Consider the following 16,325-nt stretch of genomic DNA (forward strand, 5'->3'; position numbering starts at 1 on the left):
AAAGTAGCAAAACCAGAAAAACCAAGCAAGCGCTTGGCAAAATTAAAAAGTAAAAAACATGTCTAAAAATGCAATAGAATAGCTGAGCTATATTTTTAAGCGTCCACGAAATCCACGGGTCGCATAATAAGATTGAGCGCCATTATGATAGGTAAAAACACGGCCATAACGGCTATCACAAAAAATTGCACCCCCCAATTTACGCACATCCTCTGGGGTTTTTACCCAACTTGAGGTTTTTAAATCAAAATATTCAACCGACTGTAACTGCCTATATTGTTCTTCTGTGAGCAATTCAATACCAATCTCCTCTGCAACCCCAACCGCATTATTTTCGGGTTTATGTTCTTTACGTGCATCCAAAGCAGCACGATCATAACAAAGGCTTCTACGACCTTTTGGCGTTTCTACCGCACAATCATAAAAGACAATTTCCGATGGTGTGAAATCAAATGATACGATATCTGGCTCTCCACCAGTCTCTTCCATTTGATTGAGTGACCATAGCTTTTCAGGTTTTTGTTTTAACTGATCTTCGATATCAACCCAATTCAAACCGTGATGCCGATGCATATTTGCTTCAAAACGCTTTTTTAGGATCTCGAACAACATGATCGTCTGTTCAGCATCTAACTGTTTTTTCTTGGTCATTTTTATTCTCTAAATTTGAGTGTTAAACCGAACGGCCATCAAAATGATTAATTTTAATGTTTTCCAAATCTAAATCTTCGATACATCTGATATTAATGGCGTACATCTTATTCCCTTTCGGATCAATACCTGTTGCATAAGGATGAATACCACAGATCTTACAAAAATGATGATCAATCACATGCTTATTAAATTGGTAACTAGCTAAAGCATCTTCCTGAACTGTAATATCAACTTTATCTGTAGGCAAGAACCACAACAAAGAACCTTTTCTCTGACAAATCGAGCAATTACATGACAATGCTTCAGTCAAATTACCTTGTGCAACAAAGATGATTTTTCCACAATGACAGCTTCCTTTATATTCCATCTTATTGTCCTTTTTATAATGTTCTACCGTATTAAACAAAGCTGGTTAAATGATGTCCACTTAATTTAGTTATTTCTTGGGTGATATGAAAATGCAAGTTGATGCCGCCATTGATATTCCAATCGAGCCAAAGCACCAACAAAGACCGCCTCCCCAGCAATATGGATCACGGCAAAGATTGTCATTTCCTGCTCGAATCGCCAAAGCATAACCAGACAAACCAAGACCCATATGCTATTTGCAACCACTAAGATATTAATGAGGAACATTGAGCGTTTTTTATAATTGGCTAACGTAAATGAATAAATTGCGTATAAGAGATTCACGCAACCCACGAAAACAATAATCCCCTTGGGTAAATGATAGAGTTGACTTAACCATTGTGCAGTCAACAATACAATCAGTCCAGCAAATGCAGCCGCAGTACAATCTACCCATAAAATATTTTTCTGAATATTCATAACTTCAACGCTCTTTTTATTTTAGTTTGAGCATATACAGATCATTCATGATTTAAAAAATCTTGTTGATTTGCTATACGACATTAACTCCAAAAATGTTGGCAGTGCCGACACTTCATTCCATTTTTATAAGAAAATAATGGAAAACCCAGCAATAGAAAAACCACATAAGCGGGGCGTTTACCTTCTGTATAAGGTTGTATATCTGTACTACCACACTTAGGACAGCTTTCATTTACACCAAACTGTTGTTCTAATTCTTGGCTAAAATCTTGAGCAAGTAATGCTTTAGCTTCTTCTGCATAGCTTTCAGGAACTAACAGTCGCACACCACCTAAAGCATTGGAGTAAAGCCAATCCATATTAATGGTATGTTCATTTTCAATTCGTGCTGGAATCTCAGCTGCTTCCAATTGTGTTTTGGCAATTTGAGCTTCATACGGAAATGAAAAGCTTTGTACTACGATCCAAGTCATATTAGAAAGCCCTTAAAATAACCAGTATATAAAATTCCGTACAATAAAAAACACCCCAACCTCTCTCGAGATTGGGGTGTTTAGATTTAAAAGCTGGCGATGACTTACTCTCACATGGCAAGTGCCACACTACCATCAGCGCTAAGAGGTTTCACTTCTGAGTTCGGGAAGGGATCAGGTGGTTCACTCTTGCTATTGTCGCCAGCAAACTGTTTTGGTTTTGGGTGGTCTTACGTTTTTTGCCACTTAGTACCGAAAGAGTTATTAACGGATTAGTTAATTGAGTCGGTATTGTAACTAGATTTCACACTAAATCAAGTTATGTATTGAATTTATCTTGAATACAACAACTGTTTGGGTGTTGTATAGTCAAGCCTCACGAGCAATTAGTATTGGTCAGCTTCACACGTCACCGTGCTTCCACACCCAACCTATCAACGTCCTAGTCTCGAACGGCTCTTTAGAGGAATAAATTCCTAGGGAAATCTTATCTTGAGGTAGGCTTCCCGCTTAGATGCTTTCAGCGGTTATCCCTTCCGAACATAGCTACCCGGCGATGCGACTGGCGTCACAACCGGTACACCAGAGGTTCGTCCACTCTGGTCCTCTCGTACTAGGAGCAGATCCTCTCAAATTTCCAGCGCCCACGGTAGATAGGGACCGAACTGTCTCACGACGTTCTAAACCCAGCTCGCGTACCTCTTTAAATGGCGAACAGCCATACCCTTGGGACCTGCTTCAGCCCCAGGATGAGATGAGCCGACATCGAGGTGCCAAACACCGCCGTCGATATGAACTCTTGGGCGGTATCAGCCTGTTATCCCCAGAGTACCTTTTATCCGTTGAGCGATGGCCCTTCCATACAGAACCACCGGATCACTAAGACCTACTTTCGTACCTGCTCGACTTGTGGGTCTCGCAGTTAAGCGCGCTTTTGCCTTTATACTCTACGCGTGATTTCCGACCACGCTGAGCGCACCTTCGTACTCCTCCGTTACTCTTTAGGAGGAGACCGCCCCAGTCAAACTACCCACCAGACATGGTCCTCGCCCCGGATTACGGGGCAGAGTTAGAACCTCAACATTACCAGGGTGGTATTTCAAGGACGGCTCCATTGGAACTAGCGTTCCAACTTCAAAGCCTCCCACCTATCCTACACAAGTAAGGTCAAAGTTCAATGTCAAGCTGCAGTAAAGGTTCACGGGGTCTTTCCGTCTAGCCGCGGGTACACTGCATCTTCACAGCGATTTCGATTTCACTGAGCCTCTGCTGGAGACAGCGCCGCCATCATTATGCCATTCGTGCAGGTCGGAACTTACCCGACAAGGAATTTCGCTACCTTAGGACCGTTATAGTTACGGCCGCCGTTTACTGGGGCTTCGATCAAGAGCTTCGCTTACGCTAACCCCATCAATTAACCTTCCAGCACCGGGCAGGCATCACACCCTATACGTCCACTTTCGTGTTTGCAGAGTGCTATGTTTTTAATAAACAGTTGCAGCGGCCTGGTTTCTGTGGCTGCCAATAGCTCAGGGAGCAAGTCCCATCACCGTCAGCAGCGTACCTTCTCCCGAAGTTACGGTACCATTTTGCCTAGTTCCTTCAGCAGAGTTCTCTCAAGCGCTTTGGTCTACTCGACCTGACCACCTGTGTCGGTTTCGGGTACGATTCCTGTGTAACTGAAGCTTAGAGACTTTTCCTGGAAGCATGGTATCAGCCACTTCACTGTACAAGTACAGCTTGCTATCAGTTCTCAGCATAGAGTACCCCGGATTTGCCTAAGATACATGCCTACAACCTTCCACCTGGACAACCAACGCCAGGCTGACTTAACCTTCTCCGTCCTCTCATCGCATTACACAGAAGTATTGGAATATTAACCAATTTCCCATCGACTACGCCTCTCGGCCTCGCCTTAGGGGTCGACTCACCCAGCCCCGATTAACGTTGGACTGGAACCCTTGGTCTTTCAGCGAACGGGTTTTTCACCCGTTTTGTCGTTACTCACGTCAGCATTCGCACTTCTGATACCTCCAGCATACTTCTCAATACACCTTCATCGGCTTACAGAACGCTCCCCTACCACTTGACTAATGTCAAATCCGCAGCTTCGGCACATAGTTTTAGCCCCGTTACATCTTCCGCGCAGGCCGACTCGACTAGTGAGCTATTACGCTTTCTTTAAAGGGTGGCTGCTTCTAAGCCAACCTCCTAGCTGTCTATGCCTTCCCACATCGTTTCCCACTTAACTATGATTTTGGGGCCTTAGCTGGCGGTCTGGATTGTTTTCCTCTTGACTACGGACGTTAGCACCCGCAGTCTGTCTCCCGGATAGTACTCATTGGTATTCGGAGTTTGCATCGGTTTGGTAAGTCGGGATGACCCCCTAGCCGAAACAGTGCTCTACCCCCAATGGTATTCGTCCGAGGCGCTACCTAAATAGCTTTCGGGGAGAACCAGCTATCACCAGGCTTGATTAGCCTTTCACCCCTATCCACAAGTCATCCCCTGGCTTTTCAACGACAGTGGGTTCGGTCCTCCAGTTAGTGTTACCCAACCTTCAACCTGCTCATGGATAGATCGCCTGGTTTCGGGTCTATACCCAGCAACTAAACGCCCTATTAAGACTCGATTTCTCTACGGCTCCCCTATGCGGTTAACCTTGCTACTGAATATAAGTCGCTGACCCATTATACAAAAGGTACGCAGTCACCGAACAAGTCGGCTCCCACTGCTTGTATGCATGCGGTTTCAGGATCTATTTCACTCCCCTCACAGGGGTTCTTTTCGCCTTTCCCTCACGGTACTGGTTCACTATCGGTCAGTCAGGAGTATTTAGCCTTGGAGGATGGTCCCCCCATATTCAGACAAGGTTTCACGTGCCTCGCCCTACTCGTCATCATTGTGTGTGCCCTTTCGTGTACGGGAATATCACCCTCTACGTTCGCACTTCCCAGAGCGTTCCACTAGAACACACACAACTTAATGGGCTGCTCCCCGTTCGCTCGCCGCTACTAAGGGAATCTCAATTGATTTCTTTTCCTAAGGGTACTGAGATGTTTCACTTCCCCTCGTTCGCTTCATAAGCCTATGTATTCAGCTTATGATACCCGCCTTATAGCGGGTGGGTTCCCCCATTCAGAAATCTCCGGATCAAAGGATATTTGCCGCCTCCCCGGAGCTTTTCGCAGGCTATCACGTCTTTCATCGCCTCTGACTGCCAAGGCATCCACCACATGCACTTAATTACTTGACTATACAACCCCAAACAGTCGTTAACACATACAAGTGAGTGTTATCGTTGCAAACTTAATTGCTACTGGTTTGTTGTCTGTGAACTTAATCACCATACAGCTTCAATCTAAATTCATATACCAAAACGCTTGATTCAGTGTTTTTGCTAGTTCTCAATTTCATTCTTTCGAATGAATTGAGTGAACAATTTATTTCAGACTCAATTTTCTAATCTGTTAATGATTAACTACCACCTCGTCGGTGAGTAGTAAACTGTGATAAATCACAGAAGTTAATAAACTAAGATCTTTCGATCTTCTTATTTATTAATTTCTATAAGCTATCTTGGAATTTAACTTTCGTTTTCTACATTACTTCGTAATGTATGGTGGAGACTAGGAGAGTCGAACTCCTGACCTCCTGCGTGCAAAGCAGGCGCTCTACCAACTAAGCTAAGTCCCCAGCTTATCATTTAATGAACGACATATCTTTCAATCTAAGCTACTGCAATCAGATTTGGTGGGTCTGACAAGACTTGAACTTGTGACCCCACGCTTATCAAGCGTGTGCTCTAACCAACTGAGCTACAGACCCTCAGATACATCTTCGAAGAACAACTTGTTGTGGATTCTTACCGATCGTCAATCTTTCGTTAAGGAGGTGATCCAGCCGCAGGTTCCCCTACGGCTACCTTGTTACGACTTCACCCCAGTCATCGGCCACACCGTGGTAAGCGTCCTCCTTGCGGTTAGACTACCTACTTCTGGTGCAACAAACTCCCATGGTGTGACGGGCGGTGTGTACAAGGCCCGGGAACGTATTCACCGCGGCATTCTGATCCGCGATTACTAGCGATTCCGACTTCATGGAGTCGAGTTGCAGACTCCAATCCGGACTACGATCGGCTTTTTGAGATTAGCATCCTATCGCTAGGTAGCAACCCTTTGTACCGACCATTGTAGCACGTGTGTAGCCCTGGTCGTAAGGGCCATGATGACTTGACGTCGTCCCCGCCTTCCTCCAGTTTGTCACTGGCAGTATCCTTAAAGTTCCCGGCTTAACCCGCTGGCAAATAAGGAAAAGGGTTGCGCTCGTTGCGGGACTTAACCCAACATCTCACGACACGAGCTGACGACAGCCATGCAGCACCTGTATGTAAGTTCCCGAAGGCACCAATCCATCTCTGGAAAGTTCTTACTATGTCAAGACCAGGTAAGGTTCTTCGCGTTGCATCGAATTAAACCACATGCTCCACCGCTTGTGCGGGCCCCCGTCAATTCATTTGAGTTTTAGTCTTGCGACCGTACTCCCCAGGCGGTCTACTTATCGCGTTAGCTGCGCCACTAAAGCCTCAAAGGCCCCAACGGCTAGTAGACATCGTTTACGGCATGGACTACCAGGGTATCTAATCCTGTTTGCTCCCCATGCTTTCGTACCTCAGCGTCAGTATTAGGCCAGATGGCTGCCTTCGCCATCGGTATTCCTCCAGATCTCTACGCATTTCACCGCTACACCTGGAATTCTACCATCCTCTCCCATACTCTAGCTTCCCAGTATCGAATGCAATTCCCAAGTTAAGCTCGGGGATTTCACATCCGACTTAAAAAGCCGCCTACGCACGCTTTACGCCCAGTAAATCCGATTAACGCTCGCACCCTCTGTATTACCGCGGCTGCTGGCACAGAGTTAGCCGGTGCTTATTCTGCGAGTAACGTCCACTCATCCTAGGTATTAACTAGAAGAGCCTCCTCCTCGCTTAAAGTGCTTTACAACCAAAAGGCCTTCTTCACACACGCGGCATGGCTGGATCAGGCTTCCGCCCATTGTCCAATATTCCCCACTGCTGCCTCCCGTAGGAGTCTGGGCCGTGTCTCAGTCCCAGTGTGGCGGATCATCCTCTCAGACCCGCTACAGATCGTCGCCTTGGTAGGCCTTTACCCCACCAACTAGCTAATCCGACTTAGGCTCATCATTTAGCGCAAGGTCCGAAGATCCCCTGCTTTCTCCCGTAGGACGTATGCGGTATTAGCATTCCTTTCGGAATGTTGTCCCCCACTAAATGGCAGATTCCTAAGCATTACTCACCCGTCCGCCGCTAGGTTAGGTAGCAAGCTACCCTTCCCCGCTCGACTTGCATGTGTTAAGCCTGCCGCCAGCGTTCAATCTGAGCCATGATCAAACTCTTCAGTTTAAAATCATTAGTAGCTTATGGCTACAAATCTTGGCTCATCAATTTTCTGACTAAAAATTCGCTCAAATAAACTTCGAGAAATTTCTACCATTCAATCAATGAAATATTTTCGATCGATCAATCAGTAAAAATCCACACAAGTTGTTCTTCTATTCTCTTAATGATCTTCTCGATGATTCGTCATCATCAAGCTAGGTCGGCTATATTACTCTAAATTTCTTCAAAGTCAACAGGTAATTTAGATATTTAGCAAACTTATCAATCAAACCAAGAATCTAACCTTTCTAGCCAAATCCTTGTTTCTCAACAAGTTTTTATCTGCATCACCGCCGATGGATGTGCATTCTACAGCATTTCAGGGCAGGTGCAAGCGCTTTATTCAAATTTATTTAAATTATTAAATCGAGTGCCTATTTTTTACACAAATAAGACTGAAAATGTGCGATTTGGTCGATTAATTGTTCAGTTTTATTTTTTTCTTGCCAGTGTAAAGGTCGGCAATCAATATATTCACAATACCCAGACCCCTCATAACTCTGGTTATTCCATAATAATTGATAATTAAAACTCCCGACATAACCCGCAGCTAAGCCAAATTTATAATCGCCTCGACTTTGTGCTTGTAGTTGAAATATGACTTTATCTTTTTCTGAATATTGCCAAATAAATTCTCGAGGCAAATACATTTCACGCCCATTCGGTGTCTGAACTTTTGGATAAACACGAGTGACGTCAAAAATCACTTGATGATCATAAAGTATGGAATCTTGTTCATTCGACTGAATTTCAATTCTGGAAAAAATAATGTTATTCCACTGATTTCTTAACTCAGACAGAATGATCTGCAAATCTGCATTGATCTGAATAATTTGATAAGTAAAAAAATGAAAAGCGATAAAAGGTAAATAGATCGCTCTGGCATGTTTTAGAATTCCTTGCGCCTCGATTTGATATTTTTGTTTTTTATAAATGATTTCACCTTCGCACTGACAGCGAACATACCAATAATCGCCAACCCCCCATTGCAAGGCTGAATGGTTTTCTATTTCAGTGCCAATAATCACTTTAAGCTGGCAACTGAGTTCGTCATCATCACGTTTAAAATAATAATTTGGGAAATCAACTTGGATGTGATCCACATCTAAAAACTGATAACGGTCTTGCTCTAATTGACACTGCTCTTTAGCACTATAACTTTTGAGATGCCCGACAGTTGATGCACTACTACTCACCAAAACAGTCGCGGTATCAATTGCTGTCGTAGCAATTGCACTCGCGTTATAACAAATCGGAATACGGGGTTGTCCAATCAGGCTAATGAAATTTAAATAATGAAAAGGTTCAGGCAAATTAGGCAGGATCAACGCCTGATAGACAATTTTAAAAAGACCTTTGGGCGGATGAAAAGTTAAAGCATCTGACTTATTGAGGTTCAGCTGCTTTAATTGATTGTTATTCATCAATATTGGCATACTGAACCTCCGTATTTTAAGTTGTTATTTTTGCATCATTCTTTTTGGCAAACAACGTCGTTACAAATCCTGAAAGTACATAAAGGATACAGACAATCAGTATCCCTACAGGAATGTTGTACGTGATTGCAGCAAAAATCAAGACCACTGGCAACATCACGACAAAAGGTACACGCTTACGATCCATTTGTTTAAATGAATAGTATTTGATGTTTGAAATCATCAGCAAGCCAACTGCAACCATGACAACCGAGTTAATGACTTGAATGACAATATCTTTTAAATCAAAGATAAATGGATAATCACGACCGACCCATACCAATGAAATAACAGTCACTGCCGCAAGTGGGCTGGCGATACCAATAAAGTAGCGCTTATCCACCACACCAATTTGTACATTGAAACGCGCTAGGCGGAAAGCAGCACAAGCGGTATAAATAAAGCAACATGCTAAACCGATACGTCCAAGATCATGCAAACTCCAGCTATACATCAAAATGGCTGGCGCGACACCAAAAGCCAACAAGTCAGAAAGTGAATCGTATTGCTCACCAAATGCACTTTGTGCACCAATAGCACGTGCTACTCGACCATCCAAGCCATCAAGCAATGCCGCCAAGAAGATGGCATAGATCGCTTGATTAAAATTTCCATTCATACTGGCAATAATTGAATAAAAACCAGAAAGAAGTGCGGCTGTTGTAATTAAATTTGGCCACAAATAAATACCACGGCGTTTCACTTTTTGTCCTTCGTGCGTATGTTCTTCTTCTTCTACTTCAAAAGTGATTCCGTCAAAAGAATGATCTTCTTTGTTCAGATCAGAATCAGGTTTAAGAGAATTTGTCATTATTTTCAATTCCTCGAGAATATTTTGACATTGATGGGTTATTCACCCACCAACCAACGCACAGCTGCATGTCCACCATTCTCACTCATGCGCAAATGTGGAAATAACCATTGTAATGCTTGATCCGCATCTTCGGAGAACTTCCAAGGTGGATTAATTACTAGAAGACCACAACCATTCAATCCGACTGGGGTGTCATCTGGCCATACACAAATTTCACAAATGAGCTGACGGCGAATACCCGTTTTCATCATTTTCTTTTCAAAACGTTCAATCATGGCGCGATCTTTGATTGGATACCAAACTGCGAACACACCTGTTGGCCATTTTTTATGTGCAGCTTGAAGTATTTCAACCAATTGAGGGAAATCTTTACGCTCAATTTCGTAAGGTGGGTCAATCATGACCAATCCACGCTTTTCTTTAGGCGGAATTACACCCATCAAGCCTTCATAAAAATCACGTTCATGCAGACCCGCACGTTTATCACGAATATTAAAATACAATTGCTGAAACACATCACGCTGCATTTCAAATATAGTTGCTTTATCAGTATCACGCATGCCTTCAAGGGCAAACCAAGGAGAACCTGGATAAGCGCCCTTACCCGAACCTGCACGCATATCTTCAACAATTTTAAGATATTGTTTTACGCCTTCAGGCGCATTACGCTTAATCGAATCGTCTAGCTTGACCAAACGATGGATACCCGTTAAGAATTCACCTGATTTTTGTGCTTCAGACGTAGATAAATCATATTTACCTGCACCACCATGGGTATCGATATATCGATAAGGTTTATCTTTAGCATTTAAACGAGCGAGCAGTTGAAGCAAAAGTACATGCTTCATAACATCGGCAAAGTTACCCGCATGGAAATGGTGACGGTAATTCATGTTGACAATTATTCCTCAATTCAGCAGGTAGTTTAACATGAAAGAAAAAAGTATTCTTTAGCGTTGATGTGATCGTCTAAAATTGCCTTGTAATCGAACCTAAGTCACTGGAGTGCTATGCAAGCAACAACTCTCCCACCTGCATTAAATCTTCAGTCTTGGAATTTAGATCAAGTACTGGATGATCTAAATGAATTTGGCTTTGCCTTTATTGATGATGTTTACTCACTTGACTATGTACAGGCATTGGTACATGAATGCACATCGCATCTTGCCGAATTTAGAGCAGCTGGCATACAAAATGGTGTGGTCAGCCATATCCGTAGTGATCATATCTTATGGATTGATGGGCAACTACCGATTGCACAACAGCATTTACAGACCTTAGAACATCTATCTCAAGCGTTGAATCAGGCTTTCTATTTAGGCATTAAAGAAGTCGAAGCACATTTTGCCTGTTATAACGCAGGTGAGTTTTATGCTTTGCATCGAGATAATCCACAGCAAAAAAATGACCGCATGATTTCAACCGTGTTCTATTTGCATGAAAGTTGGCAAGAGGATTGGGGTGGTCAATTACGACTACAGGATAAACATGGTCAATGGCATATCATCCAACCACAACCAAATCGTCTGGCGATTTTTCAAAGTGATGTCTTGCACGAAGTATTACTTTCTAAACAGCAGCGTTTATCCATTACTGCATGGTTACGTAGTGGTGGTTCAATTTGGAATGGTTAGGGTCTTGAAATATCAACAGCCCTTATACCTTTAAATTTCGAAAAACAACCTTATATATCACGCATAACAGACGATTTTGGATCAATGATGTCGAATGAAACTCAACAAGTGATTGCTCGAATTGGTGAAACGGACCAACTCTATTTAGAAAGCAATACTCCCGAACTTGCTTTAGAGCGTGCTGACCTACGTTTGCAATTGGTGGTATTGAGCCATATTCGTCAGGAACAATTGCATTTCTTGCAAGAAGCAATCGTGCTCATTGAACAGGCACGTATTGAATACGATGAAATGCCACTCAGTTTATATTTAAATTTGTCCTTGCATCTAGCCAAAGCCTATATGATTTACTTTGAGTTAACCAAAGAAAAACGCTTTGCCTTAATCACCCAACAAATTTTAAAACCTTTAGCACATCACGATCATTTAGATGTTTATTTCTTTTTGGCCTATGCATCAGCAGCTAAACAAGAACAAGCTTTAACACAACACTGGTTAAAGAAATATGTGTCATGTTTAGAGCATGATTTAGAATTATTACAACTCCATCCTGCATTTAACGCCATACGCCAAGAAGATTGGTTTAAAACATTGATTCAAAAAAAAGCTCACTAATGTGAGCTTTTTATATTTGATTATCTTGTACTATCGACATGCAACTGTTGATTTAACTCATCAATCACGATCGCCCACTCATCGTCTTTATCCCAATGACTTTTTAGAAAATCACGCTGTCCTGCACTCCAAAATTCCGCTTCATGTAATTTTTGATCGGCGGGTAACTGATGCGCTTTCACAAAATTTTCAATTGCAGCATCATCAGCCCCAAGCCCGAGTTGCTCAAATAAAAGTTCCAGTGTCGGTTGCTGTTCAAACATTGTTATTCTCCAAATCATGTCTCTTATAAAAATAATTTAACAGTAAATGCCATTATCATGCAGATGTATGTCTATATTTTCTTGTTGTTTTTTGTTCTTTATCCCATAAAAAAAGCACTCTCAAGGAGAGTGCTTTCAATTTATCAAAAAGATAAATTATTTTACCATGTCAGCAATTGCTGCACGTTCTTCTTCAAGCTCGTTAAGCGTGAAGTTGATACGTTCACGGCTGAACTCATCAATTTCTAAACCTTGAACGATTTTGTATTCACCGTTTTCAGTGGTTACAGGGAAACCGAACATTACGCCTTCCGGAATACCATAAGAACCGTCAGATGGAATACCCATAGTTACCCATTTGCCGTTTGTGCCTAACGCCCAGTCACGCATATGGTCGATTGCAGCGTTTGCAGCTGAAGCAGCTGAAGACAAACCACGTGCTTCGATAATCGCAGCACCACGTTTACCAACAGTAGGAAGGAACACATCTTTGTTCCATGCTGCATCGTTGATTTTGTCTTTTAAGCTTACGCCATTTGCAGTTGCAAAACGGTAGTCAGCATACATTGTTGGAGAGTGGTTACCCCAAACAGTCATGTCTTCGATGTCAGAAACTGCAACACCTGCTTTTTGAGCAAGTTGAGTTAATGCACGGTTGTGGTCAAGACGTAACATTGCTGTAAAGTTTTTCGCTGGAAGATCTGGAGCAGATTTCATTGCGATATAAGCATTGGTGTTTGCTGGGTTACCAACAACCAATACTTTAACGTCACGGCTAGCAACTTCGTTGAGTGCTTGGCCTTGACCAATAAAGATTTCGCCATTTACTTTCAACAAGTCAGCACGTTCCATACCAGGACCACGTGGGCGAGAACCAACTAATAACGCATAGTCAGCATCTTTGAATGCAACTTTAGGATCATCAGTCCCGATCATGCCTGCCAATAATGGGAAAGCACAGTCATCAAGTTCCATCATCACGCCTTTAAGCGCTTGTTGAGCTTTCTCAAAAGGAACTTCAAGCAATTGTAAAATTACTGGTTGATCTTTACCTAACATTTCTCCGCTTGCAATACGGAATAATAAGCTATAACCAATTTGACCAGCAGCGCCTGTAACGGCAACACGAACGGGTTGCTTCATGTGATATTCTCCAATGAGATGCGTTTGCACGATTGAACGCTATTATTATTCAATCGAATTATCATAAACGGCAAAGATTGTACTCTAAAGCGAATACAGATGCATGTAAAAGAGAATGAATTTCAACGAAAGTCTAATAGAAAATACAAATCAAACTAGGTAAATACCTAATAACTTCCTTTAATCGTAAATTCGCTTGGGCAGCCTGTCACTATATGGCTTGCGCATTGTTTATATTGACCATTTTTCTGATAGCAGACGCGTATTTCAGTCAAGACCGAATCAAATCTCGATGACTGGCAAGTAAAGCGAATTCCATTCGGTGGTAATGAAGGATTGAGCTTGGTAAATTGCTGTCTTAAATTTTCTTTTTGTACTTCAATCGTATTTGGGCTGGTCAAATCAGCTGGTATTTTCAAACGTTCAGCAAAATTAATAACCGTTCTAAAATATTGACTGGCATTCATTGGCATACATCCACCAACATCCTGCCACAGCTGTACACGTGCATTTTCATCAGGCATAACACGCGCAACGACTTTGGCTTGTAATGGTGATAATTTTGCAGACGTTTTAGTTGAGCAATCTCGATTTAAAGGCACTTCAGGCAATAAGCTTGCAATCGTGAGCGAATAACCTTCCAGACATTTACGTTGTTTTTGTCTTGATGAATCAAAAGAGCACGCAGCAGGTGTCATTTGCACATGCATAACATAGCCTGCAACTTCTGTATTACTCGCAGCATATAATGGCGCACTAAAAGAGAAGACCAAATAACAAGCCACTGCCTGTAGCGATCTCATCAACTGCCCTTTGAGTAATTCGATTGGTTTCATCAAATGCAAAAACTTCATTGTTTCACTTAAACATCTTGGTGTGTCTTTAAGGCCCACTACGTACAGGAATCGTGCTCATCCGTTTTTCTAACGATTGCGATCCCTGCCCTAACACCACACCGTAATGCGTGGCATTGGTCATGACATGTTTTACATAGTCACGTGTTTCCAATAATGGAATGGTTTCCGTGTACTGATCTGCAGCCATAATCTGAACATCAGGCTGCCAACGACGCGCACGATTTGGACCAGCGTTATAGCCTGCGGTTGCCAACACCGCATTACCACTCAACTGACTTTGAATCATTGAAAGATAATAAGTACCGTAACGGATGTTGGTGTTCATTTCACTTAAGGCTGCTGGGTTGTAAGTTTCACCCATTTGTCTTGCAATCAATTTTGCAGTGTTCGGCATGATCTGCATCAAACCACCTGCGCCAACATGAGAACGTGCAGAAGTCACAAAACGACTTTCTTGGCGCATTAAACCATATGCCCACGCAGGATCAATACCTGCATTGTAACTATGACTGGTCACATTACTACGATGTGGTGTCGCGTAGCGATAAGTATCGTTATGACGAGAAGTAGTACGGTCTGCTGCATAGATTGCACGATCATACCAGCCCATATCATGCGCACGTTTCGCCGCTGCTAAAAGTAGACCATCGTCGTGCTGTAAATAAGCTTGGCGAACTGCCCAATTCCACTCACGATTGGTATAGTTTGCTGGTGCATTCACATCTCTTAATGCAAACGCACGTCTAAAATGAATATTTTGATTCAGACGCTGTGTATCTTGAGCACTCGGTTGTTCATTATAAGGCTGATGGTTATAACGTTCACCTAGGCGATCTTTTGCCAACAAATTATGATAATCATCACCAGATTGCGCCAGTTTACGATAGATTTGTTGTGCCGCTTGTTTTGAGCCCCCATCGGAACGCTGTTCTGAAGCACGTGCCAACCAATATTGCCAACGATCTTCCTGCTTTTGTGTCACCGACATCGCATCAATCGCACGAATCAAACTTTCCCAAGCACCAAAGCGAATCGCCTGACGGGCATAAATCTCAGCTTCTTCAGGGCTGAATGGATAGCCATAACTTTGATCATAGGCATTTAATACTTCACGATTAAAGCCATTCTTCATCACGGTGGTACCACCGACATAACCAATGGTGCGATACAAATATTGTTGTACAGGTTGTGGCACATCTTGAACAGCACGCTGTACATTGCCCAAGGCATTAGTCAAATCACTATCGGCAACGCGTCCCAAGGCAAAGATTAAATAGGCGTAATCCGCATCATTCGATTTAGGCGCACTCCACAGATAGCCCAATGGATTGGCTTGGATTTGATTGAACTGTGCTAAAGAAAGGTTCAAGCCCATCGTTTGCGCTGTGGCAATGGCTGGACCAGACTGGCCTGCGCGTAATTGTCCCCATAAACGTTGTTGACGGTCTTGCGCAGTCATCAGCGGGCTAGACAACATCAACCGACCTAGACCATTACATGATTCAGGTTGAGAGTTAGTCGCTAACCAAATGTCTTTATATTCTGCAAAAACCAAACTATCACCTGTTTTTGCACGCACTTGTGCAACGGCACAGCTTTCTTCTTGATCTGGATTGGTCACATAACTCAAAACTGGCTTGGCATCAGCAAAGCTCCCGAGTTTGACTTTTTCTTCCACGTAATCGGCAGAAAGTTTTTCTGCCATTGCTGATTGTGGATAGCGTTGTGCAAAGCTAATAATTGAAGATGCAGGCTGAAAACCCAAATTGGTGTTCAGTTTCCAATATTCAGGATAATAACCGAGCGCATCATTTTGCATGTCATATTGGTATTGATCGAGCAAGGCAATATTGCTGGCATTGGCAGCGCGCAAGGCATCATTAAACTGTTCATCCAAAGCATAGACGGACGAGCATGCGATCATCCCTCCCACTGCGATAAAACAACGGAAGCTCTTCTTGTTATTCAATTTATGACTTACGGTTGTTCTAAAATCACGCTGCTTTTTCATCTTCATCAATATCTATGCCCAATTTTGCCCTGCTATTATAGTGTAATAAGTCTCGCCTTCTACTATTGTTGTGTTATGTAAATTACTGATTCAT

The 16,325-nt window shown here is 42.7% G+C and carries 13 protein-coding genes, 2 tRNA genes and 3 rRNA genes; 2 read left to right on the forward strand and 16 right to left on the reverse strand.

What is annotated here, in order from left to right; all coding sequences use genetic code 11:
- Positions 1–87: 87 nt before the first annotated feature.
- The 12 genes from NDN11_RS15555 to NDN11_RS15610 all read right to left on the reverse strand — a co-directional run bounded on the left by NDN11_RS15555 (position 88) and on the right by NDN11_RS15610 (position 10,601).
- Positions 88–651, reverse strand: a complete 564-nt coding sequence (locus NDN11_RS15555) for a DUF4256 domain-containing protein (protein WP_251110153.1) — start codon at positions 649–651, stop codon at positions 88–90.
- 22 nt (positions 652–673) lie between these two features.
- Entirely contained in the window at positions 674–1,021 is a 348-nt protein-coding gene (locus NDN11_RS15560) for a GFA family protein (RefSeq protein WP_251110154.1), read from the reverse strand.
- Positions 1,022–1,086: 65 nt separating this feature from the next.
- Positions 1,087–1,482 (reverse strand): hypothetical protein, encoded by a 396-nt coding sequence (locus NDN11_RS15565; RefSeq protein ID WP_251110155.1) that lies wholly within the window; start codon positions 1,480–1,482, stop codon positions 1,087–1,089.
- 83 nt (positions 1,483–1,565) lie between these two features.
- Positions 1,566–1,958: a putative signal transducing protein gene (locus NDN11_RS15570; protein WP_251110156.1), complete on the reverse strand. Its 393-nt coding sequence runs from the start codon at positions 1,956–1,958 to the stop codon at positions 1,566–1,568.
- A 91-nt stretch (positions 1,959–2,049) separates the two neighbouring features.
- Positions 2,050–2,164, reverse strand: a 5S ribosomal RNA gene (gene rrf, locus NDN11_RS15575).
- A gap of 159 nt (positions 2,165–2,323) precedes the next feature.
- A 23S ribosomal RNA gene (locus tag NDN11_RS15580) occupies positions 2,324–5,214 on the reverse strand.
- A gap of 364 nt (positions 5,215–5,578) precedes the next feature.
- A tRNA-Ala gene (locus NDN11_RS15585) sits at positions 5,579–5,654 on the reverse strand.
- A gap of 55 nt (positions 5,655–5,709) precedes the next feature.
- A tRNA-Ile gene (locus NDN11_RS15590) sits at positions 5,710–5,786 on the reverse strand.
- A 59-nt stretch (positions 5,787–5,845) separates the two neighbouring features.
- Positions 5,846–7,383 (reverse strand): 16S ribosomal RNA (locus tag NDN11_RS15595).
- The 16S, 23S and 5S rRNA genes sit together here with 2 tRNA genes alongside, the layout of an rRNA operon.
- Positions 7,384–7,793: 410 nt before the next feature.
- Entirely contained in the window at positions 7,794–8,855 is a 1,062-nt protein-coding gene (locus NDN11_RS15600) for a DUF6670 family protein (RefSeq protein WP_251110157.1), read from the reverse strand.
- Positions 8,856–8,871: 16 nt separating this feature from the next.
- Entirely contained in the window at positions 8,872–9,705 is an 834-nt protein-coding gene (gene pssA / locus NDN11_RS15605) for a CDP-diacylglycerol--serine O-phosphatidyltransferase (protein WP_005155209.1), read from the reverse strand.
- A gap of 38 nt (positions 9,706–9,743) precedes the next feature.
- A complete protein-coding gene (locus NDN11_RS15610; protein WP_167250570.1) occupies positions 9,744–10,601 on the reverse strand; it encodes a 23S rRNA (adenine(2030)-N(6))-methyltransferase RlmJ in 858 nt (285 codons plus the stop codon).
- A 117-nt stretch (positions 10,602–10,718) separates the two neighbouring features.
- Between NDN11_RS15610 and NDN11_RS15615 the strand changes: the two genes are divergently transcribed.
- Both NDN11_RS15615 and NDN11_RS15620 read left to right on the forward strand, forming a co-directional pair.
- Positions 10,719–11,342, forward strand: coding sequence for a 2OG-Fe(II) oxygenase (locus tag NDN11_RS15615; RefSeq protein WP_251110158.1), 624 nt, complete (start codon positions 10,719–10,721; stop codon positions 11,340–11,342).
- Between the two features lie 87 nt (positions 11,343–11,429).
- Positions 11,430–11,957 (forward strand): hypothetical protein, encoded by a 528-nt coding sequence (locus NDN11_RS15620; protein WP_251110159.1) that lies wholly within the window; start codon positions 11,430–11,432, stop codon positions 11,955–11,957.
- Between the two features lie 20 nt (positions 11,958–11,977).
- Here NDN11_RS15620 and NDN11_RS15625 read toward each other — a convergent pair whose 3' ends face one another.
- The 4 genes from NDN11_RS15625 to NDN11_RS15640 form a co-directional block, all read right to left on the reverse strand.
- Positions 11,978–12,220, reverse strand: a complete 243-nt coding sequence (locus tag NDN11_RS15625; RefSeq protein ID WP_167250564.1) for a DUF2789 family protein — start codon at positions 12,218–12,220, stop codon at positions 11,978–11,980.
- A gap of 156 nt (positions 12,221–12,376) precedes the next feature.
- Entirely contained in the window at positions 12,377–13,363 is a 987-nt protein-coding gene (locus NDN11_RS15630; RefSeq protein ID WP_004655942.1) for a malate dehydrogenase, read from the reverse strand.
- A gap of 167 nt (positions 13,364–13,530) precedes the next feature.
- Positions 13,531–14,199 carry a ribonuclease T2 family protein gene (locus NDN11_RS15635; protein ID WP_251111559.1) on the reverse strand — a complete coding sequence of 223 codons (669 nt, stop codon included), beginning with the start codon at positions 14,197–14,199 and terminating at the stop codon, positions 13,531–13,533.
- A 46-nt stretch (positions 14,200–14,245) separates the two neighbouring features.
- Positions 14,246–16,144, reverse strand: coding sequence for a lytic transglycosylase domain-containing protein (locus NDN11_RS15640; protein ID WP_251111560.1), 1,899 nt, complete (start codon positions 16,142–16,144; stop codon positions 14,246–14,248).
- Between the last annotated feature and the right edge of the window lie 181 nt (positions 16,145–16,325).

The organism is Acinetobacter sp. C26M (genome assembly GCF_023702675.1).
Lineage (GTDB): Bacteria > Pseudomonadota > Gammaproteobacteria > Pseudomonadales > Moraxellaceae > Acinetobacter.

Bases quoted from the DNA above. Each gene is read 5' to 3' on its own strand.
- NDN11_RS15555 (WP_251110153.1), bottom strand. From the start codon at position 651: ATGACCAAGAAAAAACAGTTAGATGCTGAACAGACGATCATGTTGTTC.
- NDN11_RS15560 (WP_251110154.1), bottom strand. From the start codon at position 1,021: ATGGAATATAAAGGAAGCTGTCATTGTGGAAAAATCATCTTTGTTGCA.
- NDN11_RS15565 (WP_251110155.1), bottom strand. From the start codon at position 1,482: ATGAATATTCAGAAAAATATTTTATGGGTAGATTGTACTGCGGCTGCA.
- NDN11_RS15570 (WP_251110156.1), bottom strand. From the start codon at position 1,958: ATGACTTGGATCGTAGTACAAAGCTTTTCATTTCCGTATGAAGCTCAA.
- NDN11_RS15600 (WP_251110157.1), bottom strand. From the start codon at position 8,855: ATGCCAATATTGATGAATAACAATCAATTAAAGCAGCTGAACCTCAAT.
- pssA (WP_005155209.1), bottom strand. From the start codon at position 9,705: ATGACAAATTCTCTTAAACCTGATTCTGATCTGAACAAAGAAGATCAT.
- NDN11_RS15610 (WP_167250570.1), bottom strand. From the start codon at position 10,601: ATGAATTACCGTCACCATTTCCATGCGGGTAACTTTGCCGATGTTATG.
- NDN11_RS15615 (WP_251110158.1), top strand. From the start codon at position 10,719: ATGCAAGCAACAACTCTCCCACCTGCATTAAATCTTCAGTCTTGGAAT.
- NDN11_RS15620 (WP_251110159.1), top strand. From the start codon at position 11,430: ATGTCGAATGAAACTCAACAAGTGATTGCTCGAATTGGTGAAACGGAC.
- NDN11_RS15625 (WP_167250564.1), bottom strand. From the start codon at position 12,220: ATGTTTGAACAGCAACCGACACTGGAACTTTTATTTGAGCAACTCGGG.
- NDN11_RS15630 (WP_004655942.1), bottom strand. From the start codon at position 13,363: ATGAAGCAACCCGTTCGTGTTGCCGTTACAGGCGCTGCTGGTCAAATT.
- NDN11_RS15635 (WP_251111559.1), bottom strand. From the start codon at position 14,199: ATGAAACCAATCGAATTACTCAAAGGGCAGTTGATGAGATCGCTACAG.
- NDN11_RS15640 (WP_251111560.1), bottom strand. From the start codon at position 16,144: ATGATCGCATGCTCGTCCGTCTATGCTTTGGATGAACAGTTTAATGAT.